The 23,608-nt window shown below is 71.9% G+C and carries 22 protein-coding genes; 13 read left to right on the forward strand and 9 right to left on the reverse strand.

Translation table 11 applies throughout. The annotated features are described in order from the left end of the window. Nucleotides 1–63 precede the first annotated feature (63 nt). On the forward strand, nucleotides 64–1,317 hold the full coding sequence (locus MQP27_RS23605) for a YncE family protein (protein ID WP_242767338.1): 1,254 nt from the start codon (nucleotides 64–66) through the stop codon (nucleotides 1,315–1,317). A gap of 131 nt (nucleotides 1,318–1,448) precedes the next feature. Next, nucleotides 1,449–2,702 carry an MFS transporter gene (locus tag MQP27_RS23610; RefSeq protein ID WP_242767339.1) on the forward strand — a complete coding sequence of 418 codons (1,254 nt, stop codon included), beginning with the start codon at nucleotides 1,449–1,451 and terminating at the stop codon, nucleotides 2,700–2,702. A gap of 151 nt (nucleotides 2,703–2,853) precedes the next feature. Here MQP27_RS23610 and MQP27_RS23615 read toward each other — a convergent pair whose 3' ends face one another. Beyond that, a complete protein-coding gene (locus MQP27_RS23615; RefSeq protein ID WP_242767340.1) occupies nucleotides 2,854–4,710 on the reverse strand; it encodes a cellulase family glycosylhydrolase in 1,857 nt (618 codons plus the stop codon). Nucleotides 4,711–4,916: 206 nt separating this feature from the next. Here MQP27_RS23615 and MQP27_RS23620 point away from each other — a divergent pair, with 206 nt between their 5' ends. Genes MQP27_RS23620 through MQP27_RS23650 form a run of 7 tightly spaced genes read left to right on the forward strand, consistent with a single transcriptional unit; the run spans nucleotide 4,917 to nucleotide 12,417 of the window. After that, a complete protein-coding gene (locus MQP27_RS23620; protein ID WP_242767341.1) occupies nucleotides 4,917–5,387 on the forward strand; it encodes a (2Fe-2S)-binding protein in 471 nt (156 codons plus the stop codon). Beyond that, a complete protein-coding gene (locus MQP27_RS23625) occupies nucleotides 5,384–7,756 on the forward strand; it encodes a xanthine dehydrogenase family protein molybdopterin-binding subunit (RefSeq protein ID WP_242767342.1) in 2,373 nt (790 codons plus the stop codon). Before MQP27_RS23620 ends, MQP27_RS23625 begins: the two co-directional genes overlap by 4 nt. Beyond that, entirely contained in the window at nucleotides 7,753–8,613 is an 861-nt protein-coding gene (locus MQP27_RS23630; protein WP_242767343.1) for an FAD binding domain-containing protein, read from the forward strand. Before MQP27_RS23625 ends, MQP27_RS23630 begins: the two co-directional genes overlap by 4 nt. A 33-nt stretch (nucleotides 8,614–8,646) precedes the next feature. After that, complete coding sequence (locus tag MQP27_RS23635) at nucleotides 8,647–9,504, forward strand: AAA family ATPase (protein WP_242767344.1); 858 nt, start codon at nucleotides 8,647–8,649, stop codon at nucleotides 9,502–9,504. Nucleotides 9,505–9,509: 5 nt separating this feature from the next. Next, on the forward strand, nucleotides 9,510–10,667 hold the full coding sequence (locus MQP27_RS23640) for a vWA domain-containing protein (protein ID WP_242767798.1): 1,158 nt from the start codon (nucleotides 9,510–9,512) through the stop codon (nucleotides 10,665–10,667). Next, nucleotides 10,660–11,760 carry an XdhC family protein gene (locus MQP27_RS23645; RefSeq protein WP_242767345.1) on the forward strand — a complete coding sequence of 367 codons (1,101 nt, stop codon included), beginning with the start codon at nucleotides 10,660–10,662 and terminating at the stop codon, nucleotides 11,758–11,760. The genes MQP27_RS23640 and MQP27_RS23645 overlap by 8 nt, the downstream gene beginning before the upstream one ends. 18 nt (nucleotides 11,761–11,778) lie before the next feature. Next, nucleotides 11,779–12,417: an SRPBCC family protein gene (locus MQP27_RS23650; RefSeq protein ID WP_242767346.1), complete on the forward strand. Its 639-nt coding sequence runs from the start codon at nucleotides 11,779–11,781 to the stop codon at nucleotides 12,415–12,417. Between the two features lie 174 nt (nucleotides 12,418–12,591). Here the strand turns inward: MQP27_RS23650 and MQP27_RS23655 are convergent, their stop codons facing one another. Further along, nucleotides 12,592–14,019, reverse strand: coding sequence for an MFS transporter (locus MQP27_RS23655; protein WP_242767347.1), 1,428 nt, complete (start codon nucleotides 14,017–14,019; stop codon nucleotides 12,592–12,594). A gap of 42 nt (nucleotides 14,020–14,061) precedes the next feature. After that, nucleotides 14,062–14,562 (reverse strand): metallophosphoesterase family protein, encoded by a 501-nt coding sequence (locus tag MQP27_RS23660; RefSeq protein WP_242767348.1) that lies wholly within the window; start codon nucleotides 14,560–14,562, stop codon nucleotides 14,062–14,064. Between the two features lie 99 nt (nucleotides 14,563–14,661). Here MQP27_RS23660 and MQP27_RS23665 point away from each other — a divergent pair, with 99 nt between their 5' ends. The 4 genes from MQP27_RS23665 to rfbC all read left to right on the forward strand — a co-directional run bounded on the left by MQP27_RS23665 (nucleotide 14,662) and on the right by rfbC (nucleotide 18,459). Further along, on the forward strand, nucleotides 14,662–15,123 hold the full coding sequence (locus MQP27_RS23665) for a MarR family winged helix-turn-helix transcriptional regulator (RefSeq protein ID WP_242767349.1): 462 nt from the start codon (nucleotides 14,662–14,664) through the stop codon (nucleotides 15,121–15,123). Nucleotides 15,124–15,187: 64 nt separating this feature from the next. Next, a complete protein-coding gene (locus MQP27_RS23670) occupies nucleotides 15,188–15,772 on the forward strand; it encodes a hydrolase (protein WP_242767350.1) in 585 nt (194 codons plus the stop codon). A 119-nt stretch (nucleotides 15,773–15,891) separates the two neighbouring features. After that, complete coding sequence (locus MQP27_RS23675) at nucleotides 15,892–17,847, forward strand: glycosyltransferase family 2 protein (RefSeq protein ID WP_242767351.1); 1,956 nt, start codon at nucleotides 15,892–15,894, stop codon at nucleotides 17,845–17,847. A 3-nt stretch (nucleotides 17,848–17,850) separates the two neighbouring features. Continuing rightward, a complete protein-coding gene (gene rfbC, locus MQP27_RS23680) occupies nucleotides 17,851–18,459 on the forward strand; it encodes a dTDP-4-dehydrorhamnose 3,5-epimerase (protein ID WP_242767352.1) in 609 nt (202 codons plus the stop codon). On the opposite strand, the gene MQP27_RS23685 is transcribed toward rfbC, so the two are convergent. The 6 genes from MQP27_RS23685 to MQP27_RS23710 all read right to left on the reverse strand — a co-directional run bounded on the left by MQP27_RS23685 (nucleotide 18,449) and on the right by MQP27_RS23710 (nucleotide 23,531). Next, nucleotides 18,449–19,252: a class I SAM-dependent methyltransferase gene (locus tag MQP27_RS23685; RefSeq protein WP_242767353.1), complete on the reverse strand. Its 804-nt coding sequence runs from the start codon at nucleotides 19,250–19,252 to the stop codon at nucleotides 18,449–18,451. The genes rfbC and MQP27_RS23685 overlap by 11 nt on opposite strands. Continuing rightward, nucleotides 19,249–20,121: a dTDP-4-dehydrorhamnose reductase gene (gene rfbD / locus MQP27_RS23690; protein ID WP_242767354.1), complete on the reverse strand. Its 873-nt coding sequence runs from the start codon at nucleotides 20,119–20,121 to the stop codon at nucleotides 19,249–19,251. The genes MQP27_RS23685 and rfbD overlap by 4 nt, the downstream gene beginning before the upstream one ends. Then, the gene (gene rfbB / locus MQP27_RS23695; protein ID WP_242767355.1) at nucleotides 20,118–21,086 is read right to left on the reverse strand and encodes a dTDP-glucose 4,6-dehydratase; all 969 of its coding nucleotides are present in this window, start codon (nucleotides 21,084–21,086) and stop codon (nucleotides 20,118–20,120) included. Before rfbB ends, rfbD begins: the two co-directional genes overlap by 4 nt. Then, a complete protein-coding gene (locus MQP27_RS23700) occupies nucleotides 21,083–22,150 on the reverse strand; it encodes a glucose-1-phosphate thymidylyltransferase (RefSeq protein ID WP_242767356.1) in 1,068 nt (355 codons plus the stop codon). The genes rfbB and MQP27_RS23700 overlap by 4 nt, the downstream gene beginning before the upstream one ends. A gap of 103 nt (nucleotides 22,151–22,253) precedes the next feature. After that, a complete protein-coding gene (locus MQP27_RS23705; RefSeq protein ID WP_242767357.1) occupies nucleotides 22,254–22,424 on the reverse strand; it encodes a hypothetical protein in 171 nt (56 codons plus the stop codon). A gap of 141 nt (nucleotides 22,425–22,565) precedes the next feature. Continuing rightward, nucleotides 22,566–23,531 (reverse strand): alpha/beta hydrolase, encoded by a 966-nt coding sequence (locus MQP27_RS23710; protein ID WP_242767358.1) that lies wholly within the window; start codon nucleotides 23,529–23,531, stop codon nucleotides 22,566–22,568. Nucleotides 23,532–23,608: the final 77 nt, after the last annotated feature.

The following is a 23,608-nucleotide window of genomic DNA, read 5'->3' on the forward strand; positions in this document are numbered from 1 at the left end:
TTCACGCCGAGCGCCTGCTTGGCATGCCCCCGTCACCCGCCGCACCCAGAGGAGAGAGCAGCCATGCCTGCCTTCAGAACCAGGCACCTTTGCTCCGTAGCCGCCGCCCTCGTCCTGACCATCGCCGCGCCCGCGACCGCCGCCACCGCCGCCGACTCCTCCGCCGCCGACCTGCGCGAGGTGCTGTTCGTCGGCAACAACTGGGACGGCACCGCGGACGTCATCAAGTCGTCCGGCGACTTCGCCAAGGTCGGCCGGCTCAACGTCATCCCGGACAAGGACCAGCGGATGGCGGAGATCAACGCCGACCCGATCAAGTGGATCTACTTCATGGCGATCCGCAACGGCGTCGGCGAGGGCCACGACCAGTTCGTCGACGACATGTACTCCACGCCGGACGGCAAGTCGGTGGTCGTCTCCCGGCCGAGCTTCGCCGACGTCGTGTCGATCGACCTCGCCACCGGCGCCATCAACTGGCGCTTCCCGGTGTCGGGTTACCGCTCCGACCACATGGCGGTCTCCCCCGACGGCACCCGCGTCGCGGTCTCCGCCTCGACCGCGAACACCGTGCACGTGCTGGACATCAACACCGGAAAGCAGCTCGGCTCGTTCGCGACGGGCGACAAGCCGCACGAGAACATCTTCACCAAGGACGGCAAGTACATCTGGAACATGGCGATCGGGGACGTCAACACCTCCCTCGACGACCCGGCCTGGGACTGGACCAAGGGCGACCGGCACATCACCGTCGTGGACGCGACGACGTACAAGCAAGTGAAGATCATCGACATGCGGGACCGGCTCGACGCCTTCGGGCTCAAGGACTTCTCCGACGCCGTCCGCCCAGCCGTCTTCTCGCCCGACGAGTCGAAGCTCTACTTCCAGGTGTCCTTCTTCAACGGCTTCCTGGAGTACGACGTCGCCACCGACAAGATCACCCGGATGAAGACGCTGCCGAAGAACCCGGCGACCAGCGAGGACCGCACCACCTGGGTCAACGACTCGCGCCACCACGGCATTTCGATGAACCCGGCCGGCACCAAGCTCTGTGTCGCCGGGACGATGGACGACTACGCGACCGTCGTCGACCGCTCCACGCTCCAGGAGGGTCCCCTGGTCACCGCCTCCAAGCCCTACTGGGCCACAGTCAGCGGCGACGGCAAGGACTGCATCATCTCCGAGAGCGGCGCCGACCAGGTCACGGCCATCGACTTCGCGACGGGCCAGAAGGTCACGTCCGTGCCGGTCGGCGACCATCCGCAGCGGGTGCGGCTGGGGCATGTGCAGGCGGACTGGACGGGGCCGGCCACCGGCTGAGCCGCCACCGCACGCTCCGAGATGCGGGCGCACCGGTCACCGCCGATCATGGGATCGATTGTCGGGGGATCGGATGCGCCCGCGCCGCCGTCGGCCACGGGTGCCCGCACGGCGTAGCTGGGAGCGTGCCCATGACCGGCCCCATCAGCGATCTGTCGCCCGCGACGGACCGGCCGCCCGCCGCGGCCTGGCGCAACCTGGTGATGGCGACCCTCGGCTTCGGCCTGACCTTCTGGGCCTGGAACCTGATCGCCCCCCTGGCCGGCGACTTCGACGAGCACCTGCACATGAGCTCCTCCGCCCAGTCGCTGCTCGTCGCCGTCCCGGTCCTGGTCGGCTCGGTCGGACGCATCCCGGTCGGCGCCCTCACCGACCGCTACGGCGCCCGCCTGATGTTCCCGCTGCTGAGCGCGCTGACGATCGTGCCGGTCCTGCTGCTGATCCCGGCGAAGAGCTCCTACGGCGCCCTCATCGTGGTCGGCTTCTTCCTCGGCCTCGGCGGTACGACCTTCGCCATCGGCGTCCCCCTCGTCAACGCCTGGTTCCCGCCGGCCCACCGGGGCGCCGCCCTCGGCGTCTTCGGCATGGGCATGGGCGGCGTGGCCGCGTCCGGGTACTTCACGCCGCGCATGTACAAGCACAGCGAGAACCTCCCCTTCCTGGTCCTCGCGATCGCCCTCGCGGTCTACGCCGTGCTCGCGGCCCTGCTGATCAACGACCGCCCCGGCCGCCCGATCCCGTCCACCCCGCTCACGCAGCGCCTCGCCCAGGCCGGCCGGCTGAGGGTGACCTGGGAGCTCTCCGCGCTCTACGCCATCGGCTTCGGCGGGATCGTCGCGTTCGGGGTCTACCTGCCTACGTACCTGAAGACCTGGTACGAGCTCAGCCCCACCGACGCCGGTACCAAGGCGGCCGGGTTCGCGGTGGTCACCGTGGTGTTCCGGCCCATCGGCGGCTGGCTCGCCGACCGCGTCCACCCGGCCGTGGTCACCTCCTGTGCGCTGGGCGTCGTGTCCCTCCTCGCGATCGTCCAGGCCTTCGACCCGGCCCTGACGCCCGGCGCGACGATCTGTCTGCTGGTGATGGCGGCCGGTCTCGGCACGGCGAGCGGCTCGGTGTTCGCCCTGGTCGCCCGGGTCACACCACAGCCGCAGGTGGGCAGCGTCACCGGCATCGTCGGCGCGATGGGCGGCCTGGGCGGCTTCGTCCCGCCCCTGGTGATGGGCGCGGTCTACAGCGCCAAGAACTCGTACTCGATCGGCTTCATGCTGCTGTCCGACCTCGCGCTTGCCGGTTGCGTCTACGCGTACGGCCGTATGCGCGACGCGGGCCGCGGCGCCCCGGCGGAGTCCCGGGCGGGCGTGTCGGAGAAGGTCCCCAGCTGAGCGCTCCACCGGCCGTGCCGATCAGCGGCTCGGCCGCGGGGCGGCGACGGGTCGCCGGTCGGCTGCGCACAGCCCCGCCCCCCCTTGGCAGCGCCGGCCCACCGCAGCCCGCTTCCCCGGGACCGCCCAGCGGCCCGCCCGGGTCACCCGGTCAGAAGTGTGCCGCCGCCCAGGCCGCCAGCTCGGACTTCGCCGCGCTCAGCAGGCTCGCCGACGGGGAGGTCGCCCCGTTGGTGACCAGCGCGTAGTGCAGGACGCCCGAGTCGGAGTCGGTCAGCAGCAGCCTGCGGCTGCCCGTGCCGCCCGGCTCGACGGCCGCGGCGACCGGTGTGGAGGCGGTGTACGACGGCGGTCCGTAGACCGTGCCCAGGTCGGAGACCACCGTGGTCGTCGCGGTCGGGAAGGACGCCGGCAGGTGGAGCTCGGTGGGTGCGGAGCCGGAGCCCGACCGCCACACCAGCAGCCCGTACTGGCCGGAGCCGACCAGCTGGGACACGTTGGGCAGGGAGCTCGGCACCGGGTTCCAGGTGAGGGTGGTCGAGCCGTCGCGCGAGCGGTCCTCGTAGGTGAAGGCGAGGGTCGTGCCGGCGGTGGCGCTCGGGTAGAGACGGTCGAGGAGACGGGCGTCCTGACGGAGCGTCACCGTCCCGGAATCGGTCATGTTGACGGCCGACAGGTCCTCGTCGTTCCAGGCGTCGCCGGAGGTCTGCACCTTGTCGGGGTTGTCGTTCATCAGCTCGTGATGGCGGCCGTTGTAGATGTCCCACTGCCACTGGTTGCCGGAGAGCACCGGTCCGGAGGCGGACGGGTTCGACCACCAACCGGAGCCCGGCAGACGGGAGTCGAGGGCCTGGTACATCGCCTTGTCGACGGTCGGCGCCTTGCCCGCGACCGTCCCGGACAGCGGATGGCCGAACTCGCTGACGACCGCCGTCGTCCCCGCGGCCGAGGCACGGTCGCGGATCGTGCCGAAGTTCGTCGAGTACTGCCCGTCGGAGGCGTTGCCCCACATCAGGATCCCGGAGATGGCCTTCTGGTCGTAGAAGTGGGTGTTGAAGACGTAGCGCGAGCCGAGGGTGCCGGCGTCGAGGAGTCCGCCCTCCTGCTTCTGGGAGTCGATGTTGGCGTTCCAGAAGAGGTTCGGCTCGACGAAGGCGGGCTTGTCCTGCCAGCCGGCCGCGTCCATCCGGGCCCGGAACTTCTGGTAGAAGGGCCACAGCAGGTTCTGCTCCCAGGTGCGGGAGGTCTGCCCGGAGTCGTAGGTGCCGGCGTACGGCTCGTTGTAGGGGTCGAAGCCGACGATCCCGGTGAACTCCTCGGTGCTCAGGTTCTGCCGGATGTACGTCATGGTCTTCTGGGCGGTGGCCAGGAAGGCGTCCTGCAGGCCGTAGGCGTTGTGCCAGAAGTCGTACTGGGCGGCCGTGACCGCCCCGTTCTGGGTGATGTTCTGCCCCCAGAACAGGCAGATGCCGCAGGACTCCTGCGGGTAGTCGCCCAGCTCCACCGCCCACTCGGGGGCGCCGTCGCCGGTGTACCAGCTGCCGGAGTTGAAGAGGTAGCGGGAGTAGAGGTCCTGGTGGAAGTCGGGGTAGACGCGGATGCCGGCGTCGAGGAAGGCGCGGATCTGGTCGGTGGCGGCGGCCAGATACGCGGAGTCGACCTGGCCCTGCGCGGGTTCGGCGTGGGCCCAGGAGAGCAGGAAGCGGACGGAGTTGCCGCCGCCCAGGGCGCGCAGCGCGGTGGCCGACTTCTTCGCGTCGGCGACCGAGGCGAAGGGAAGGCCGCTGTTCTCCTCCAGCTTGGTCTCGCCGGAGACGTTGTAGCCGCGCAGCACGACCTCACGGCCGTTGCCGTCGATGAAGTGGCCGCCCGAGACGGTGAGCGCCGTGCCGTCGAAGGAGAGGGAGTCGGGGACGGTGGCGGCGGAGGCGGGCGAGACGCCCACGACCGTCAGCAGTCCACTGAGGACAACCAGGACAACGAGCAGACGTGCCCGGATATTCGGCATGTCCACTACAGTCCGGCGATCTCCGGACATCGTCAATACTTCTGACTCTTGAGTAAGTTTCAGGATTCCCCCCCGCCCACTCTTTGAGCGCTCAACGAACACCGCCCGACTACTCGCCCCCTCCCGTGCGCGGTCATAGAGTGACGCACATCACGTTCGGCCGCTGGTTTCCCTCACTTTCCGCCCGTACGGCCACTGGAGGGCACATGACCCACATATCGGTGAAGGTGGACGGCACGACGTACCAGGACGAAGTGGAACCCCGTCTCCTCCTGATCCACTACCTGCGTGACCGCCTCGGCCTGTCCGGCACCCCGATCGGCTGCGACACCTCGAACTGCGGGGCCTGCACGGTCGAACTGGACGGCGTGAGCGTCAAGAGCTGCTCCGTGCTGGCCGTCCAGGCGGACGGCGGTGAGGTGACCACCGTCGAGGGGCTGGCCGAGGACGGGGAGCTGTCGGCTCTGCAGCGGGCCTTCCACGAGAAGCACGCCCTGCAGTGCGGCTACTGCACCCCGGGCATGCTCATGGCCGCACGCGATCTGCTGCGGGAGAACCCGCACCCCAGCGCGGACGAGATCCGGCACGGACTGGAGGGCAACCTCTGCCGCTGCACCGGCTACCAGAACATCGTGCGAGCCGTCCAGGCCGCCTCCGAACAGGAGGTCCCGGCATGACCGACCAGGCCGTGGAACCGGAGGTCGGGCGCGCCCGGCCGCGCAAGGAGGACGCCCGGCTGATCACCGGGCAGACCAACTGGACCGACAACATCAGCGTGGGCGGCCTGCTGCACATGGCGATCCTGCGCAGTCCCATGGCGCACGCCCGCATCACCCGCGTCGACGTCTCGCCGGCCCGCGAACGTCCGGGCGTCATCGCCGCGTTCAGCGGTGCCGACCTCGCCGAGGGGCTGGGTTCGCTGCCCTGCGCCTGGCCGGTGACCGAGGACATCGTGCTGCCCGACCATCCGCCGATCGCGGTCGACGAGGTGCGGTACGCCGGTGACCCGGTGGCGCTCGTGGTCGCCCGGGACCGGTACACGGCCGCCGACGCCCTGGAGGCCATCGAGGTCGACTACGAGCCGCTGCCCCCGGTCCTCGACCTGGAGGCCGCGCTCGCGGAGGACTCCCCGCTGGTCCACTCCGACAAGGGCACCAACCGCAGCTACGTCTGGCCCCTGAGGACCGGCGAGGACTTCGACTCCGTACGGCAGCGGGCCGAGGTCACCGTCAAGCGCCGCTACCACCACCAGCGGCTCATCCCGAACGCGATGGAGCCGCGCGCGGTCGGGGTCACCCCGCTCGCCGCGTCCGGCGAGTACACCCTCTACTCCTCCACGCAGATCCCGCACATCGTGCGGGTGATGATGGCCGTGGTCACCGGCATCCCCGAGCACAAGATCCGGGTGATCGCCCCCGACGTGGGCGGCGGCTTCGGCTCCAAGCTCCAGGTGTACGGCGAGGAGGCCCTGGCCCTCGCGGTCGCCCGGAAGACCGGCCGACCGGTGAAGTGGACCGAGTCCCGCTCCGAGGGCTACCTCGCCACCCACCACGGCCGCGGCATGATCCAGGACGTCGAGATCGCCGCGATGCGGGACGGCAGGCTGCTCGGCCTCAAGGTCGACCTGCTCACCGACATGGGCGCCTACCTGATGCTCGTCACCCCGGGCATCCCACTCCTGGGCGCCTTCATGTACCCGGCGATCTACAAGATGGACTCCTACGACTTCACGTGCACCGGCGTCTTCACGACCCGGACGCCGACCGACGCGTACCGCGGCGCCGGGCGCCCCGAGGCGACGTACGCCATCGAACGGATCATGGACGAGCTGGCCGTCGAACTCGGCCTGGATCCGGTGGAGTTGCGGCGCCGGAACTGGATCGGGCACGAGGAGTTCCCGTACACGTCCATCGCGGGTCTGACGTACGACAGCGGCAACTACGAGGCGGCGACCGAGAAGGCCCTCGCCCTGTTCGACTACGACAAACTCCGTGCCGAGCAGGCCGACCGCAACCATCGCGGGGACTCCGTGCGGCTCGGGATCGGTGTGTCGACGTACACCGAGATGTGCGGGCTCGCGCCGAGCCGGGTGCTGCGGGATCTGCGGTACGCGGCCGGCGGCTGGGAGGCCGCCACCATCCGGATGCTGCCGACCGGCAAGGTCGAGGTGGTCACCGGCACCAGCCCGCACGGGCAGGGGCACGTGACCTGCTGGAGCCAGATCGCCGCCGATGTGCTGGGCGTGCCGTTCGAGGACGTCGAAGTGGTGCACGGCGACACCAAGGCGGCCCCGCAGGGCATGGACACCTACGGCTCCCGCTCGCTCGTGGTGGGCGGGGCGGCCGTGCACCACGCGGCACGGAAGGTCGTCGACAAGGCGCGGAAGATCGCCGCGCATCTGCTCGAAGCGAGCGAGAACGACCTGGAGTTCACGGACGGCGTGTTCTCCGTGAAGGGTTCGCCGGACGCCCGTAAGACGATCCAGGAGATCGCCTTCGAGACGTTCACCTCGCACGACCTGCCCGACGGCCTCGAACCCACCATCAACGCCGAGCACTTGGTGGATCCCGACAACTTCTCCTACCCGCACGGCACCCACCTGTGCGCGGTCGAGGTCGACACCGAGACCGGACAGACGCGCATCAGGTCGTACGTCTGCGTCGACGACGTCGGCAAGGTCGTCAACCCGATGATCGTCGAGGGGCAGGTGCACGGGGGTCTGGCGCAGGGCATCGCGCAGGCGCTGTACGAGGAGGCCGTCTACGACGACGAGGGCAACCTGGTCTCCGGCACGATGGCCGACTACCTGGTGCCGTCGGCGGTGGACCTGCCCGAGTTCACGACCGCGCGGACGGAGACGCCGGCCACCTCGAACCCCTTGGGGGTCAAGGGAGTCGGCGAAGCGGGCACGATCGCGTCGACGCCCGCCGTGGTCAACGCGATCGTGGACGCGCTGCGCCCCTTCGGCGTCCATGACATCCGGATGCCCTGTACGCCCGAACGGGTCTGGCGAGCGGTCCGGTCCGGGAAGGAGGCCCGGTCATGATTCCTCCGGCATTCGACTACACCCGGCCGACCAGCGTCGACGAGGCGGTGCGCGCGCTCGCGGACGCGGGCGAGGGCGAGGACGCCAAGGTGCTCGCCGGCGGGCAGAGCCTGCTGCCGCTGCTGAGGCTGCGGCTCGCCTTCCCCGAACTGGTCGTGGACGTCGGCCGCATCCCCGAGCTGCGCGGGGTGCGCGAGGACGGCGACACCCTCGCCATCGGCGCGATGACCACCCACCACGACGTCGTCCGTGACCCGCTGGTCCGCCGCCACGCCGGCCTGCTGGCGGCCGCCACGGCGACGGTCGCGGATCCGGCGGTACGGCACCGGGGCACCCTCGGCGGCTCCCTCGCGCACGCCGACCCGGCCGGGGACCTCCCGGCGGTCGTCCTGGCGCTGAACGGCGAACTGATCGCGCAGGGCCCGCACGGACGGCGCACCATCGCCGCCCGGGACTTCTTCGTCGACTACCTCCAGTCCGCCCTGGAACCCGACGAGCTCCTCGTCGAGGTGCGGGTGCCCAAGTCGGACGGCTGGGGCTTCCACTACGAGAAGTTCCACCGGGTCGCCCAGGCCTACGCGATCGTCGGCGTGGCCGCGCTGGTGCGGCGCGACGACGGGCGGATCGCCGAGGCACGGGTCGGCCTGACCAACATGGGCGCGACCCCGCTGCGGGCCGCCGCGGCCGAGGAGGCCCTGGCCGGCGCCGCGGACGCGCAGGCCATCGCCCGGGCGTCGGACGCGGCGGCGGAAGGGACCCGGCCCGCCCAGGACGTGTCCGCGTCGGCCGAGTACCGGGAGCACCTGGCGCGGGTGCTGACTCAACGGGCGGTGCTGGCCGCCTCCGGAATGGGGTGAGAGGCGATCGAGGACATCGACGGCCCGGAGCAGGTGCGGGCCCGCCTGGAGGAGACGGGTTACCTCGTCGACGACGGGCTGGCCGTCGCCTGCTTCCTGGCCCTGCGGCTGCACCGGCCGATCTTCTGCGAGGGCGACGCGGGCGTCGGCAAGACGGCGCTCGCCTCCGCCCTCGCCGAGGCGCTCGGGGCGCCGCTGATCCGTCTGCAGTGCCATGAGGGCATCGACGCCTCGCAGGCCCTGTACGACTGGGACTTCCCGCGTCAGCTGCTGCATCTGCGGGCCGCCGAGGCGGCCGGGGTGAAGGATGCGGAGCGCCTGGAGAGCGAGCTGTACGACCGCCGTTTCCTGGTCGCCCGGCCGCTTCTGAAAGCCCTGGAGACGCAGCCGTCGGTGCTGCTGGTGGACGAGGTCGACCGGGCCGACGACGAGTTCGAGGCGTTCCTCCTTGAGCTGCTGTCGGAGTTCTCGGTGACGATCCCGGAGCTCGGCACGCTGCGCGCCGGGACTCCCCCGGTGGTCGTGCTGACCTCCAACCGCACCCGCGAGGTGCACGACGCGCTCAAGCGGCGCTGCCTGTACCACTGGTTCGACCACCCGGGCTTCGCCCGTGAACTGGCCATCGTACGGCGGCGGTTGCCGGGCGTGTCGGCCCGCCTGGCGGAGCAGGTGACCGCGCTGGTGCAGGAGCTGCGCTCCCAGGACCTGCTGAAACCGCCGGGCGTGGCCGAGACGATCGACTGGGCGCAGGCCCTCGACGCGCTGGGCGTGGACGAGGTGGACGCGGAACTGGCGGTGGCGACGCTGGGCTCGGTCCTCAAGTACCGGGAGGACGCGGAACGGGCGCGGGGGCTGGATCTGGCGGCGGTGCTAGCGGGACGCGGGGCGTGAGGGACATGGACGTCACCTCGCCGAAGACACCACGGGCCGACGCGGCCCTCCTCGGCTTCGCCCGTGCGCTGCGGGCCGCCGGGGTCGACGCGAGTGCCGAGCGGGTGTACGCCTTCCTGCGGGCCGTCGGCGAGCTGCGGCCCGGGATGCGGGCGGACGTGTACTGGGCGGGGCGGCTGACGCTGTGCGGTGGGCGGGACGATCTGGAGCGGTACGAGCGGGTGTTCGCCGCCTGTTTCGACGGCAGCGCGCCCGACGGGCGTACGACGGCGACGGCTCCGCCGCCTCGGCCGCGCCTCGTCGTCAGGGACGGCCCGGTACCGCGCGGCCCAGCCCGGCCGGAACACGCCCCCGCCCCGCCCGCCGCCTCCCTCGCCAGCTCGGCGGAGGTGCTGCGCCACCGCGACGTCGCCGAGCTGGACTCCGCCGACCGGGAGCAACTGCGGCGTCTGCTGGCCGCGTTCGCCCTGCGGGGCGAGACGCGCCGCACCGCGCGGCGGCGGCCCGCCCGGCGCGGGCAGGTCGATCCGCGCCGGACGGTACGGGAGTTGCTGCGGCGCGGCGGGGAACCGGCGCGGCTGCGGCGGCACGCCCGGACGGACCGGCCACGGCGGGTGGTCCTGCTCGTCGACATCAGCGGTTCGATGGCTCCGTACGCCGACGCGCTGCTGCGATTCGCGCACGCGGCCTCCCGTGGGAGCCGCGCCGAGGTGTTCACGATCGGCACCCGGCTGACCCGCGTGACCCGCGAACTGACGCACCGCGACCCCGACCTGGCGATGACCGCGCTCGCCGCGGCGGTGCCCGACTGGCGCGGCGGCACCCGACTCGGGGAGCTGCTGCGGGAGTTCCTGGACCGCTGGGGCCAGCGGGGCATGGCGCGCGGCGCGGTCGTGGTGCTGCTGTCGGACGGCTGGGAGCGCGGCGACCCGGAGCTGCTCGGCGCCCAGATGCGCCGTCTGCACCGGCTCGCGCACCGGGTGATCTGGGCCAACCCCCGCAAGGCGCGGCCCGGTTACGCGCCGCTGGCGGCCGGGATGGCGGCGGCGCTGCCGAGTGTGGACGCGTTCGTCGAGGGACACAGCCTGGCGGCGCTGGAGCGGTTGGCGGCCGTGGTCGCGGGGGCCGAGCCGGGTCTCGTGGAAGGAGCGGAACGTGCGTGAGATTCTGCCGACGCTGGCCCAGTGGTACGCGGCCGAGGTCCCGTTCGGCCTGGCGACGGTCGTCGGCGTGAGCCGCAGCGCACCGCGCGACCCCGGCGCCGCCATGGCCGTCGGGCCCGGCGACGAGGCGGTGGGGAGCGTGTCCGGGGGCTGTGTCGAGGGCGCGGTGTTCGAGCTGGCCAAGGAGGTCGTGGACAGCGGCGAGGCCCGTCTGGAGACCTTCGGGTACAGCGACGAGGACGCCTTCGCGGTCGGCCTGACCTGCGGCGGCGAGATCACCTTGCTGGTCCGCCCGGTGACGCGGGAGACCGACCCCGGATTCGCCGAGGTCGCGGAGTCGGTCGCGGCGGGCCGCCCGGTGACCGTGGCCACGGTGACCGACGGGCCCGCGTCGATCGGGGCCACCCTCGCCGTCTGGCCGGACAAGGTCGTCGGCACGCTCGGCACGACCGGCCTGGACGTCGCCGTCACCGCCGACGCGCGCGGCGAACTCGCCCTGGGGGCAACCGGGTTGCGCCACTACGGCCCGCGCGGCGAGCGCCGCGAGGACACCGTCACCGTCTTCCTGCACTCCTTCGCGCCGCCCCCGCGGATGCTGGTCTTCGGCGCCATTGACTACGCGGCCGCCGTCGCCCGCATCGGCAGCTTCCTCGGCTACCGGGTCACCGTGTGCGACGCCCGCCCGGTGTTCGCCACGCCCAAGCGCTTCCCGGACGCCGTCGAGGTGGTCGTCGACTGGCCCCACCGCTACCTCCACGGCACGGACACCGACGAGCGCACGGTGATCTGCGTCCTCACCCACGACCCCAAGTTCGACGTGCCGCTGCTTGAGGAGGCGCTGCGCCGGCCGGCCGCGTACATCGGGGCGATGGGCAGCCGCCGTACCCACGACGACCGTATGAAACGCCTGGTCGACGCCGGGCTCACCGACGCCGAGCTGGCCCGGCTGCGCTCCCCCGTCGGCCTCGACCTCGGGGCTCGTACGCCCGAGGAGGTCGCCGTGTCCGTCGCCGCCGAGATCGTCGCGCTGCGCTGGGGCGGCAGCGGCACACCGCTCGCGGCCACGGCCGGGGCCATCCATCCGTCGACGTGACGCCCGTTGGAGGAAGTCATGGAACTGCACCACGAGTTCACCGTCCCGGTCCCGGTCGACGAAGCCTGGCGCACGCTCCTCGACATCGAGCGGGTGGCGCCCTGCATGCCCGGGGCGGCCGTCGAGGAGTACGACGGCAAGACCGTCACCGGCTCCGTGAAGGTCAAGGTCGGCCCGATCACCGTGACCTACAAGGGCACCGCCGTCTTCGAGGAGCAGGACGAGTCGGCGCACCGCGTGGTGCTGATCGCGAGCGGCCGGGAGACCCGCGGCCAGGGCACCGCGCGCGCCACGGTGACCGGCACGCTGTCCGGGCAGGACGGCGGTACGGCGGTGTCGGTGCGCACCGATCTGACGGTCACCGGGCGTCCGGCGCAGTTCGGGCGCGGGGTGATGGCGGAGGTGGGCGACCGCCTCGTCGGCCAGTTCGCACAGTGCCTCGCGGAACGGATCACCGAGCCGGCCGAGCCGGAGGCGGACGAGCGGGAGCAGGAGCAGGGACCGCACGAGCAGGAGCAGCGGCCGGAGGAGCCCGAGCCCCTCGACCTGCTCCGCACCGCGGGGGTGCCGGTGGCCAAACGGGCGGCCGTGGGCGTGGCAGGTGTGGTTCTGGTGGCGGTGGTGTTCGCTCGGATACGGCGTCGGCGGCGGCACTGAGCCTGCCTTCGAACTCCCCCGAACCGGGATGTGTGAGCCGCCCTCCAGAGGGGTAGTCGCGGCACAAAGCACCTCTGTGGGAAGGAGGTCCGTGACAGCGCACACACACTCGCAGCGCCCGGGCCGCTTCCCTTAGTCCGAAGCGGCCCGGATCTTGCCCTCGCGCCGATCGGATCACCTCTCGCCGCCCGGGAACAGCATCCCGGGCAACAGGACCAGCGCCAGCACGGCGGCCGCCGCGTAGAGACCGGCCGCTCCCAGTGCGACGGCGTGGAATCCCCGTACGAAACGCGTCCCGTCGGCGGGCTGCCCGGCGATCGCGCCGGCCACCGCGATGCCTATCGCGCCACCGGTCTGACGTGCGGTGTTGTTCGTCGCGGAGGCCAGCCCGGCGCGCTCGGCGGGCACCGCCTCGATGGCCGCGGCGACGACGGCCGGGGTCAGCAGGCCCATGCCGGTGCCCCACAGCAGGAACGCGGGCAGCAGCACCGGGTACGGCGAGTGCGCTCCGGCGCGGACCAGCAGCGCGAGACCGGCGGTGGCGAGGAGCAGTCCGGCGGCGGCCGGCAGTCGGGCGCCGATCCGGCTGGTGACACGGCCGCCGAAGGGCGCGATGACCGCCAGCGGGGCGAACAGCGGGACGACCGCCAGGCCCGCGAGCAGCGCCGAGCGGTGCTGGACCGACTGCAGGAACAGCATCAGCACGAAGAGGGTGCCGAGGGTGCCCAGGTTCATGATCCCGGCCGTCACGTTCGCCGCGTCGAAGGCGGGTCGGCGCAGCAGCGACACCGGCAGCATCGCGTCGTCGCCGCGCCGGAGTTCGGCCAGGGCCAGCGCGGGCACGGCGAGGACCGCGACCAGGACGGCCACCAGCACCCGCGGGCTGCCCGCGCCCTCGCGTCCGCCCTCGATGAAGGCGTACGTCGTGGCCAGCAGGAGCAGGCTGCCGAGGAGCACGCCGGGCAGGTCGAGGCGGCGGGCCTGTTCCTCGCGGCTCTCCCGCACGATCGCGGCGGCCCACACCAGGGCCACCAGCACGATCGGCACGTTGAGCAGGAAGATCGCCCGCCAGCCGAAGGCCTCGGTGAGGGCGCCGCCGAGCAGCGGGCCTGCGGGCAGGGCCAGGCTGCCGATGCCCGCCCAGACGCCGATCGCCCGCGCGCGGGCCGCGTCGTCGGGGAAGGCCCGGCTGATGATGGCCAGCGTGCCGGGCAGCAGCAGCGCCGCGCCCACGCCCTGCGCCACCCGCGCGGCGACCAGCACCGGGATCCCGGGAGCCAGCCCGCAGGCGAGCGAGGCGGCCCCGAACACGGCGAGACCGCCGAGCACCACACGCCGGTGCCCGTAGAGGTCACCGGCCGTGCCGCTGGTCAGCATGAGGGAGGCGAGGGCGAGGGCGTAGCCGTCGACGACCCACTGCAGGCCGCCGACGTCGGCGCCCAGGCCCGAACCGATCGCGGGCAGCGCGACGTTGACGATGGTGACGTCGAGCAGCACCAGGAAGTACCCGGCGCACATGACGACGAGGACGGTGCGCGGCGAACCCGCGTGCCGGGCGGGATCCACCGCGCGCCTCAGGAGCGTTACCGGTGTATCAGCCATGTTCCCGGCGAGTGCCCCTCGCCGGTGCGCCGAAACCGGCGGCTATCGCGCAGGCAGCCGGTGCAGCTCCACGTCCGTGAGCCGGCCGTCGGCCGCGGTGGCGGTCAGGTAGGTGCAGTGGGGCTGGCGCCGGCGGTCGGTCGGTGAGCCGGGGTTGAGCAGCCGCAGACCGCCGGGGGCGGTGGTGTCCCACGGGATGTGGCTGTGCCCGAAGACCAGGACGTCCAGGTCGGGGAAGCGTGCCGCACAGCGCGCCTCGCGGCCCTGCGCGGCGCCGGTCTCGTGCACGACGCCGAAGCGCAGGCCGCCGATCTCGGCGTACGCCACCTCGGGCAGCCGCTCGCGCAGCGCGGGCCCGTCGTTGTTGCCGTACACCGCGACAAGTCGGCGGCTGCGGCCCTCCAGCAGGTCGAGGGTGTCCGTGTCGACCCAGTCCCCGGCGTGGAACACGACGTCGGCGCGCGGGAGTTCGGCGAGGAGCTGCTCCGGCAGCCGCTTGGCGCGCTTGGGGAGATGGGTGTCGGACATCAGGAGCAGGCGCACGGGGCCAGCCTAGAGGCGCGTCCGGCGTTGCGGCGATCTACAGCTGGGACTGTTCAGTCTGGACTGGACAGTTTCGGTTGACGGTTTTACGGTGTCGTCATGGACGTACAGCCCGTCGGCCCTTCCGAGGGCATCACCGAGTCCGCCACGCGTGCCGCGCGGGACCTGCGGGTGGTGTTCAGCCGGCTGCGCCGCCGGATCCGAGAGGTCGCCGAGGACGACGAGCTCACTCCGCCGCAGGTCTCCGCGCTCACCCTGGTGGCCAAGCACGGCGCCGCCACGGCGAGCGCGCTGGCCACCGCGGAGGGAGTACGCCCGCAGTCGATGGCGACGACGCTCGCCGCCCTCGACCGCCAGGGGCTCATCCGCCGCAGCCCCGACCCGGACGACGGCCGCCGCCAGCTGGTCACCCTCACCGAGGCCGGACGCCTGCGGGTCGAGGGGGACCGGCAGGCCCGCGAGGAGTGGCTCGCGCGGGCCCTGCAGGACCGCTTCACGGAGGCGGAGCGGCGGACGGTCCTGGAGGGGCTGGCACTGCTGGAGCGGCTGACCGGGCCGTGACACCGGGACCCCCTCACATCTCGCCCGGCACACTCGTAACTCTCTCGAAAGGCCCCGCTCTCTCATGACCGTCACCGCTCTCGACCCGCGCACCGCCCTCGTGGTGATCGACCTTCAGGCCGGCATCGTCGGAGCCCCCACCCAGCCGTACACCGGCGCCGAAGTGGTGGCCCGTACGGCTCGGCTCGCCGACGCGTTCCGCGCCCACGACCTGCCCGTCGTGCTGGTCCGGGTCTCCTTCGCCGCCGACGGCGCGGACGTCGTGCCCGGGCGGACCGAGGCGGCGCCCCGCGCCGGCGCCCGGCCCGCGGGCTGGGACGAGATCGTGGGCGAACTGGCCGGTCACCCCGGGGACATCACCGTCACCAAGCGCAACTGGGGCGCCTTCCACGGCACCGACCTCGACGTGCAGCTGCGCCGCCGCGGTGTCACCCAGATCGTGCTGACCGGCATCGCCACCAGCATCGGAGTGGAGTCCACCGCGCGCGCCGCCCACGAGCACGGCTATCACGTCACTCTGGCCACGGACGCCATGAGCGACATGAGCCCGGAGGCCCATCGCGGCAGCGTGGAGCGCATCTTCCCCCGCCTGGGCGAGACCGGCAGCACGGACGAGATCCTTCAACTCCTCGCAAAGACGCACGGCTGAGCGCGACCCGAAAGGGATCAAACAGACAGGGGAAGGTGGGACAAAGCCCCCGGCCGGGATAGCATCTGGCCACCGCACCACATCACACGGCGAGCGAACCGAGGGGGCTCGGAAGCCCGATGCCGGTCAAGGTCAGCGTCATCGTCCCGGTCTACAACCCGGGGCCCTACATCGAGGACTGCATCGCCTCGCTGCTCAAGCAGTCCCTGCCTCCGGACGAGTACGAGGTCATCTTCGTCGACGACGGTTCCACCGACCAGACCCCGGCCCGGCTCGACGAGCTCGCCGCCAAGGAACCCCGGGTCCGGGTGATCCACCAGGAGAACTCCGGCTGGTCCGGCAAGCCGCGCAACGTCGGCATCGCCGCCGCCCGGGGCGAGTTCGTCATGTTCGTCGACAACGACGACTCGCTCGGCGAAGAGGCCCTGGAGCGGATGTACGGCTACGGGGTGGCCAACGGCGCCGACGTGATCGTCGGCAAGATGGCGGGCAAGGGCCGCTCGGTGCCGGTGGAGCTGTTCCGCCAGAACCGCCCGCGCGCCTCCGTCGAGAACGCCCCGCTCATCGACAGCCTCACCCCGCACAAGATGTTCCGCAAGGCGTTCCTCGACGAGACCGGCCTGCGCTTCCCGGAGGGCAGGCGGCGGCTGGAGGACCACGTCTTCGTGGTGGAGGCGTATCTGCGCGCCGCCAACGTCTCCGTGATCGGCGACTACGTCTGCTACTACCACATCCGGCGCGACGACGAAGCGAACGCGGGCATCCAGCAGTTCGAACCGGCCGGCTACTTCAAGAACCTGCGCGAGGCCCTCGACGTCGTCGAGGAGTACACCGAGCCGGGCGCCGTCCGCGACAGCCTGCACCGGCGCTGGCTGCGGGTCGAGATGGTGGAGCGGCTGCGCGGCAAGAGATTCCTGAGGATGCCGGACGACTACCGGCGCAAGCTGTTCCAGGAGATCCACCACATCACCGCCGAGCGCTTCGGCCCCGCTGTCGCCGCCGGTCTCCAGCCGACCCAGCAGGTGGTCGCCGCGCTGATCGCCGCCGACCGGTACGAGGACGTCGTCGCGTTCGCCGAATGGGAGGCCGGGCTCACCCTCAAGGCCGCGCCCGGGAGCCTGCGGTGGCACGACGGCGCGCTGCGCGTCGAGCTGGCCGCGGAGTTCACCGCGGGCGGCGCGCCGCTCACCTTCCCCGGCAGCGGGGTGCGCGCACCGCTGGGCGGCCCGCCGCCGAACGTCGCCGAGGCAGAAGCCTGGGTGGCCTCCGACACCGTCGCCCAGTTCGGCAGGGCCGCTCTGGACCTGCTGGTGCGGGAACGCTCCACCGGGGCCCAGTACTTCCAGCCGGTCGAGGTCACCCGGGAGATCGTGCCGGTCGAGGACAGCGGGAAGGTCCGGCTGGTGCTGCGCGCCACGGCCACCGTCGACCCGGCCCGCGCGATCGACGGGGGTCCGCTGCACTCCGGGCTGTGGGACACCTACGCCCGCGTGCGGCTGGGGGGCTGGAGCAAGGAGACCCGCATCGGGCCCGGCCCGCGCAAGGCACGCGCCGCCACGTCCGCCGCGGTGGTGGCCGGCCGGGTGGTGCTGCCGTACTGGACCGACCAGCACGGCCACCTGTCCCTGGACGTCGACCGCGCGAGCAAGCGCCTCGGCCTGAGCCGCCTCGACCCCGAGCAGGTCAGCGTCTCCGGCGGCCGGCTGCGCGCGCCCCTGCCGCTGCACGTCCCCGGCGACACCGCCGTGGCGCTGCGGCTGACCTCGCCGGACCGTTCGGTGGACACGCCCGCCACGCTCGCCCCGGCCGGTGACGGGGCGGTGCTGGAGGCCGCCCTGCCCGCCGGTGAGCTGAGCGGCGCGACCTGGCGGACCGCCCTGTGCGCGGCCCCGGACGCCGCCGAGCCGCGCTTCCTGCCGCTGCCGCTGTCCCTGCGCGCGGACGCCAACCAGGTGAAGGTGGTGCGGACTCCCCGGCCGTCGTTCGTGCAGCGGCTGGTCCGGCTGACCCGGCGGACGCTCGCCGCCGTCCTGGGACGGCGTACGGCGTCCCGTGCCAAGGCCCGAAAGGTGTGAGAGTTGCGGTCACTGGGGATTGCCGGCGCCTGGGCGCTGGAGCCGAAGGTCTTCCCGGACGAGCGGGGCAGCTTCCACGAGTGGTACCGCGGGGCGGAGTTCCGGGAGGCCACCGGGTACGACCTGTCGCTCGCGCAGGCCAACTGCTCGATCTCGCGCTGGGGTGTGGTGCGGGGGGTGCACTTCTCGGACGTGCCCCCGGGACAGGCCAAGTACGTGACCTGTGTGCGCGGTGCGATCCTCGACGTGGTGGTGGACCTGCGGGTCGGCTCGCCGACGTTCGCGCAGTGGGAGGCGGTGCGCCTCGACGACGACACCCGGCACGCGCTGTTCCTCGCCGAGGGACTCGGGCACGCCTTCATGTCCCTGACCGACGACGCGACGGTGGTGTACCTGTGCTCGACCGGGTACGCGCCCGAGCGGGAGCACGGCATCGACCCGCTCGACCCGGACCTGGGCATCACCTGGCCCGAGGGCATCACCCCGCTGCTGTCCCCGAAGGACGCGCAGGCTCCGTCACTGGCCGAGGCCCGGCGGACCGGGCTGCTGCCGTCGTACGAAGCCTGCGTCGCCCACTACGAGGAGCTGACCGGGCGGCCGTTCACCGGCTGACGGCGAACGGCTCCAGGGCCGAGCTGAGCGCCTTCCAGCCGCGGGACCGGCTCAGGCCGCGGTTGCGGGCACGGACCAGCGGGCGCCAGAAGTCGGCTCCCGTCAGCGTCTCCGGCTTGACCGCCTTGACCCGCTCCAGGACCGCCTCGGGCACCTTCTGCGGGTCGGGCACGTCGAACTCGGCCATGATCTCGTCGTACTTGTCCTTGAGCACGGTGCTCTTGGGGTCCGCGCCGAAGACGACCAGCTGGCCGGTGGGCTGGGTGTCGACGAGGACGGTCACCAGGTCCGGGCGGTAGCGGTTCAGGATCTCGATGACCTTGTAGACGTCGCCGGTCCAGGCGGTGGTGTGCCGGTCGCGGGCCGCCTCGTCGATGCTGCGCGGCAGCATGTCGTCGAAGACGATGACGCTGGCCCAGTCGGCGTGCTTCTCGATGTTGATGAAGTCGCGCAGCGCGTATTCGAACAGGTGCATGCCGTCGATGAACGCCAGGTCGAGCGTGGTGCGCCGCCAGTACCCGAACGGTGCCCGGCCCCGGCGCAGGTTGCGCACGGGGTGCCGGCCGCCGCGCAGGTGCTGGAGCGGGTTGTCGCGGGCGAAGAAGTCGTCGCTGGTGGCCTTCACCAGGTGGACGTCGCACTTGATCTCCGTGACCACCTTGAACGCGGGGTCGACCGCGATGCTGGGGACGCGCGACAGCTTGAGGCTGCGGCCGTCGTTCACCCCGATCTCCAGGTAGTTGCGGTTGGCGGTGACCTTGTGCAGTTCCCGCAGGAACTCATGGCGTTTCACGAAGGGGACTCCTTGCGGATCAGGGGAAGTGCCTCGTGCAGGGCGGCGCGCCAGTCGCGCAGGGGCGGCAGGGCGAGCTCCTGCCAGCGGCCGTGGGCCAGGACGCTGTACGCGGGGCGGGGCGCCGGGCGCGGGAAGGCCCCGCTGCCGACGGGACGCACCCGCTCCGGGTCGGCGCCCAGGCCGTCGAAGACCTCGCGGGCCAGCTCGTACCAACTGGCCTCGCCGGTGCTGGTGGCGTGGAACACGCCGCTCGCGCCGCGGGCCAGGTGCGGGCCCAGGTCGGCGAGACGGGCGGCGACGTCCGCGCTCCAGGTGGGCTGACCGCGCTGGTCGTCGACGACGTCGAGGGTGTCGCGACGGGACTCCAGGTCGATCATCGTGCGGACGAAACTACGCCCGTGGACGCCGTAGAGCCAAGCCGTTCGCACGATTGCACTCGATGTGGGGAGTTCCTCCGCGACGGCGCGCTCGCCGGCGAGCTTGGTGCGGCCGTAGGCGGTGCGCGGGGCGGCCGGGTGGTCCTCCGGGTACGGGGCGGTGGCGTCGCCGGCGAAGACGTAGTCGGTGGAGACGTGGATGAGGCGGGCGCCGTGCGCGGCACAGGCGCGGGCGAGGTAGCGGGGGCCGTCGCCGTTGATGCGCAGGGCGCGGTCCTCGTCGGTCTCGGCGTCGTCGACGGCCGTGTACCCGGCGCAGTTGACGACGATCTCCGGGCGGTGGCCCGCCAGCGCGCCCTCGACCGCGAGGGGTTGGGTGATGTCCAGGGCCGCGTGGTCGAGGCCCGTCACGTCCTCGCCGCGGCGCAGGAGTTCCTCGACCGTGTCCCGGCCGAGCATGCCGGCGGCGCCGGTGACCAGCCACCTCATGCCGACCGCCGCTTCAGGGGCTCCCACCAGGCTCTGTTGTCCCGGTACCAGGCGACGGTGTCGGCGAGGCCGGTGGCGAAGTCGTGGCGCGGGCGGTAGCCCAGCTCGTCGCGGGCCTTGCTCCAGTCGACCGAGTAGCGCAGGTCGTGGCCCTTGCGGTCCTCGACGTACTCGACCCGGTCCCAGCCGGCCCCGCAGGCCTCCAGGAGCAGGCCGGTGAGCTCCTTGTTGCTCAGCTCGGTGCCGCCGCCGATGTTGTAGACCTCCCCCGGGCGGCCCTGCGTGCGCACCAGTTCCACGCCCTGGACGTGGTCCTCGACGTGCAGCCAGTCGCGGACATTGAGCCCTTCGCCGTACAGCGGGACCTTCAGGCCGTCGAGGAGGTTGGTGACGAACAGCGGGATGACCTTCTCGGGGTACTGGTGCGGCCCGTAGTTGTTGGAGCACCGGGTGACGCGGACGTCGAGGCCGTGGGTGCGGTGGTAGGCGAGGGCGAGCAGGTCGGAGGAGGCCTTGGACGCGGAGTAGGGCGAGTTGGGGCGCAGCGGGTGGTCCTCCGGCCAGGAGCCGGAGTCGATGGAGCCGTAGACCTCGTCGGTGGAGATGTGCACGAAGGGCTCCACGCGGTGGCGCAGGGCCGCGTCGAGGAGGGTCTGGGTGCCCACCACGTTGGTCAGGACGAAGTCGGTGGCGCCGGTGATCGAGCGGTCGACGTGGGACTCGGCGGCGAAGTGCACCACCTGGTCGGCCTCGCCCATCAGCTTGTCGACGAGTTCGGCGTCGCGGATGTCGCCCTGTACGAAGTCCAGCCGGGGGTGGCCCAGTTCGAGGTTGTCGAGGTTGCCGGCGTAGGTCAGCTTGTCCAGCACGGTGACCCGGGGGGCGTCGGGCCCGCCCGCGGCGAGCAGGGTGCGGACGTAGCAGGAGCCGATGAAACCGGCGGCGCCGGTCACGAGGAGGTTCATGTGTGGATCTGCACCTTGCTGTGGTCGCCGAGGACGAGTCGGTGGGCGCTGGGGACGCTGGGTGCGGGCGTCACCTCGACGTGCCGGCCGATCAGGGAGTTCTCGATGCGGCCGACGCCGAGGATCGAGGAGTCGCGCAGCACGATGGAGAACTCCAGCTCGCTGTCGGTGATCCGGCAGTTCTCCGCGACGGAGGTGAACGGGCCGACGTAGGAGTCCTGGACGACGGTCCCGGCGCCGATCACCACCGGGCCGACGATGCGGGAGCGCTCGATGCGGGCACCCTCCTCCACCACGACCCGCCCGATCGTCTCGGACTCCTCGTCCACCTCGCCGTCGATACGCCGGTCGACACCCTCCAGGACGGAGCGGTTGACCTCCAGCATGTCGACGACGTTCCCGGTGTCCTTCCAGTAGCCCTTGATGACCGTGCAGCGGACGTCGGCGTGGGTGTCGATGAGGTGCTGGATGGCGTGGGTGATCTCCAGTTCGCCGCGCCAGGACGGGCGGATCGCGCGGACCGCGTCGTGGATGCGGGGCGTGAACAGGTAGACGCCGACGAGGGCGAGGTCGCTCTTGGGGTGTTCGGGTTTCTCCTCCAGGCCGATCACCTGGCCGCTCGCGTCGAGTTCGGCGACGCCGAAGGAGCGGGGGTCGGCCACCTTGGTGAGGAGGATCTGGGCGTCGGGGCGGTTGGCGCGGAACTCGTCGACGAGAGCGGTGATGCCGCCGACGACGAAGTTGTCGCCGAGGTACATCACGAAGTCGTCGTCGCCGAGCCAGTCCCGCGCGATCAGCACCGCGTGGGCCAGCCCGAGGGGCCGCTCCTGGGGGATGTAGGTGATCTCCAGACCGAACTTGGATCCGTCGCCGACCGCCTCCTGGATCTCGGCGGCGGTGTCGCCCACGATGACGCCGACCTCGGTGATGCCGGCGGCGGCGATGGACTCCAGTCCGTAGAAGAGCACGGCCTTGTTGGCCACGGGCACCAGTTGCTTGGCCGATGTGTGGGTGATCGGCCTGAGGCGTGTACCGGCACCGCCGGACAGCACGAGAGCCTTCATCTGCTTCACCATAGCGTCGATCGCCGTAAAGCGAGCGTTGGTGCGTTGGCTTCCTGGTCAAGGGGCTGTCAAGCAGACGGTGTACGGGCGGTAAAGGCGCCGGTCAGTCCTCGCCCCGCACGATGTTCCACTCGGCGGCCGTCCGGGGGGTGCTGTCGTCCACCACGGCCGGCAGACAGGTCCGCACAGTGCTCTTGCCGCTGCGGTCGCGTGCCTTCGACCAGCCGGTCCGGGGGCGGCGGATGACGAGCTTGTCGTCGGTGTGGGTGGTCACGGCGGTTCATCTTCCTTCTGCGTCGATGCTCCGGGACCGGGTAACCGGCGGTGCCGAGGTCAAACGCCGTGCGCGGCGGGGGCGGAAGTGGCTGACGGGGCGGGTCCGTTGGAGCGACGGGCCCGCCCCGTGGCCCGGCACTCAGCCGTGCAGGGCGGTGCGCAGGGTGTCGACGGCCTGCTTGATGGCGGCGTCGGCGGCGTGGGTGGCGCGCAGGGCGTTGAGCATGACGAAGTCGTGGATGATGCCCTGGTAGCGGACCGCGGTGACCGGGACGCCGGCCGCGCGCAGCTTGTTCGCGTAGGCCTCGCCCTCGTCGCGCAGGACGTCGGCCTCGCCGGTGATGACCAGGGCTGGCGGCAGTCCGGTGAGCTGTTCGGGGGTGGCGCGCAGTGGGGAGGCGGTGATCTGGGCGCGGTCGGCTGCGTCGGTCGTGTACTGGTCCCAGAACCACTGCATGGCGTCCCGGCGCAGGAAGTAACCGGTGGCGAACTGGTGGTAGGAGGGGGTGTCGAAGCTTGCGTCGGTGACCGGGTAGAACAGCACCTGGGCCAGCAGCGGGAGGTCGCCGCGCTGCTTGGCCATCAGGGTCAGGGCGGCGCTCATGTTGCCGCCGACGGAGTCGCCGGCCACCGCGATGCGGGCTGGGTCCAGGCCCTTGGTGGCGCCGTGTTGGACGATCCAGCGGGCGACGGCGTAGTTCTGCTCGATGGCGACGGGGTAGCGGGCCTCGGGTGAGAGGTCGTACTCGGGGAAGACCACCGCGGCGTTCGCGCCGACGGCGAGTTCGCGGACCAGGCGGTCGTGGGTGTGGGCGTTGCCGAAGACCCAGCCCGCGCCGTGGATGTAGACGATGACCGGGAGGGTGGCGGTGGTGCCGGCGGGCTTGACGATGCGGGCCCGGACGCTGCCGGTCGGGCCGTCCTCGACGGTGATCCACTCCTCGTCGACGGCGGGCAGGGGGATCTCGCCGGACTGCACCTCGTCGACCGCCTTGCGGCCCTCCACCGGGCCCAGGTCGAAGAGGTAGGGCGGGTTCGCGGTCGCCTCCACGAAGGCCTGGGCGGCGGGTTCGAGGACGGGGCGGGGTGCGGTGCTGCCGGTCATGACGTACTCCTCGTGTCGGGTGAGACAGATAGTAGCGCTCGATTTAGTCGTGCACAACTAATTCGCGGTCGATACAA

This window comes from Streptomyces cylindrosporus, from assembly GCF_022698165.1.
Taxonomy (GTDB): Bacteria; Actinomycetota; Actinomycetes; order Streptomycetales; family Streptomycetaceae; genus Streptomyces; species Streptomyces cylindrosporus.